Origin of the sequence: Trichococcus sp. (genome assembly GCF_049684335.1) — a bacterium.
Lineage (GTDB): Bacteria > Bacillota > Bacilli > Lactobacillales > Aerococcaceae > Trichococcus.
Genome location: NZ_JBAVFV010000019.1, coordinates 1 through 2,859, shown reverse-complemented (window position 1 = coordinate 2,859; position 2,859 = coordinate 1). Strand labels below are relative to the sequence as shown.

General features: G+C 46.7%; 2 protein-coding genes. Both read right to left on the bottom strand.

Going from position 1 to position 2,859, the window contains the following annotated elements:
• Positions 1-461, bottom strand: a 461-nt coding sequence (locus WBM30_RS04390; RefSeq protein WP_424899557.1) for an adenine phosphoribosyltransferase, incomplete at its 3' end; no start/stop codon positions are given.
• Positions 462-477: 16 nt separating this feature from the next.
• Complete coding sequence (recJ, locus tag WBM30_RS04385) at positions 478-2,808, bottom strand: single-stranded-DNA-specific exonuclease RecJ (protein ID WP_424899556.1); 2,331 nt, start codon at positions 2,806-2,808, stop codon at positions 478-480.
• Between the last annotated feature and the right edge of the window lie 51 nt (positions 2,809-2,859).

Genomic DNA, 2,859 nt, shown 5'->3' with positions numbered 1-2,859 from the left:
TTTAAATCCAGCAACTCGATCAGGAATGCCAAACCGACGACTTCTCCGCCTAATTTTTCCACCAATTCGATGGTTGCGGCTGTAGTGCCGCCAGTTGCCAACAAATCATCGCAAACCAGAACTTTGTCACCAGGCAGGATGGCATCTTGATGCAATTGCAGCGTTGCTTTTCCGTACTCCAGTCCATAGGATACTTCCACCGTTTCGCGCGGCAATTTGCCTTTTTTACGGGCCATTGCGAATCCGCAGCCTAATTCCACAGCGACCGGACAACCGACCATAAACCCACGCGCTTCGGGTCCGACTACCTTATCGACATTCAAGTCCTGCGCATATTTCACGATTTCTTTGATCGAATAACGGTAAGCTTCTCCGTTCGCCATCAAGGGTGAAATATCTCGGAAAATGATGCCTTGCTCCGGGAAATCTTTGACATCAGCAATATATTGTTTCAAGTCCATTCTGTGTTCCTCCTAATTATTGTACCATCATCTGTTCATTCAACCATTTCGTCAACTGCGAAAATGGGCTGTAGATGAATACCTTTTCAGCTTCCATTTTCTGCAGGCGATCTTTGTATACCTGGGTGTCGTCCAAAGCCCTTTTGACAGGGTTTTGGACCTCATTGATGAAACCATTGTCTATTGTAACAAATCCCGCCTCCAAAAACACTTGAATCATAAAAATGGCAAGATTTTTTTTGATTTTTAAGTATTTTGCTAAGGCATCTAACCGATTTCTCACATCGATATCCTTATGGGAACGGATGTATTGGTAGAACTTTGCGAACTGGTCTTTAGGAGGGACGCCGTCTGCGTAAACGCTGTTTGTTTCATGAGAGACGACATACACATTTTCAAACTGATTGCTCTTTAAAAGATCAGCCAACAAATCCATCTTCAAGGGGCATTCGAAGAGCACCAAGTTGCTTGCACTGACATCCTGAAGAGCATCCGCTGTATTGTCAGTGAGTAACGCAGCGTTCGAACTGTTTGGGATGCGCTCATAATATTGTTTCATGATACCGGAAGTCGAAAATAGATACAGGGCATCTTCCACAGCCAATACCGATTCTTGGATAATCGAACTCCGTTTGTCAAAAAACTGGACATGTTTGTTTTTTATGTCCTTCAGTTGCAGTTGCGGTTTCGCGCTGTCCCGCCAAACGTTGATCGAAAGTTCCCCGATCAGAGAAACGACATCTGCCTCGTTCAAGTGGTTGCTGATGCTCCCCTTGTTGAAGCCAATCACATCCAGAAAGAGATTTTTGTCCTTAAGCTTGAATTTCAGATGTTTGTTGTCCGCACCGATCTGCCTGATATCTGTCAACGGCACATTTTGGAAGCCGAATATAGGCTTTGGATTGTCAGTCCCGTATGGTTTGAGCAATTCCAATTCCTTCAAAAACGGCAGTGTGACATCACCAAGCGGCAGCATGGCGTCTATATAAATGGATTCACCCAACACAATCGCATCATGATAAAGGGCCGCGTAGCTGTTTATTTTTTCACTGAAGGCTGACAAATCAGCAGCGGGAAGACTCATGCCCGCTGCCATTTTGTGCCCTCCGAACTTTGTAAGCAGGTCTTTTGAATCGTTCAGTGCCGTATAGATATCCAACGCTTCCGTACTGCGGGCCGACCCTTTCGCGATACCAGTTTTTTCGTCGATGCGGAATAAGATAGTCGGACGCCCGAATTCCTCGACCAACTTGCTTGCAACGATTCCAAGAACGCCCTCGTGCCAATTCTTGTTGCCCAACACGACAACATCCGGCAGGCTTTCGTTCTTCGCCAGTTCGGCACTGGCTTCTTCATGGATGGATTGGACAATCCCCTGTCTCTCGACATTCTTTTCCTGTATATAAGCAACCAATTCGGCTATTTTTTCCTCATCGAATGACAGCATCAGTTCTGCACCTGGACCCGCATCCTCCAACCGACCGACTGCATTCAAACGCGGACCGATGATGAAACCGATGCTTTCCTCGTCCAAATTGGCCACGTCTATTCCCGCAGATTCCATCAGCGCAGCCAAACCGAGCCGATGCGTTTGTTTCATGACTTGCAGTCCCTGTTTCACGATCCAACGATTCTCGCCTGTCAAACTGACAAGGTCCGCAACGGTACCGATAGCTGCCAAATCGAGCGATTCATAAGGCATTTCCCCCAACAAGGCCGCTGCAATTTTCAGAGCGACACCTGCTCCTGAAAGATCCGGGAAAGGATAGGATCCGGCAGGATGTTTCGGATGGATGATGGCATACGCATCCGGCAACGCATCTGGCAATTCGTGATGGTCGGAAACAATGACATCCACGCCCATTTTTTTTGCCATCGCTATCGGTTCCTGACCGGAAACCCCGTTATCGCAAGTCAGGATCAGTTGGGCTCCGTTCTCAATCAATTTCTTGAATGCAGCAGCATTGGGGCCGTAACCATCCGTGAAACGATTCGGCAAGTAATAGCCGACATTGCCGCCCAATACTTCTATCGTTTCCACGAGGATGCTTGTACTTGTGATGCCATCCGCATCATAATCCCCATAAACGACGATTTCTTCTCCAGCCTCAATAGCTTCCATCAAGCGGTGAATCGCCTTATCCATATCATGCAGCAGATACGGATCATGAAATTCCATTTCGGCGCCATCAATGAAAGCTTTGATTTGCTCTTTTGTTTCCAAACCTCGCTGCATGCAAAGCACGACGAATTTTTCTGATAAACCTGTAGCCTGAATGATTTCCCTGCTTACAGAATCATCAACTTCTGATTTGCGTATTTTCCAATTCATCTTTGACGATAACAATTTACCGACTCCTAACTATATTTACTATACAGGCGCACCGAGGCTCCCACT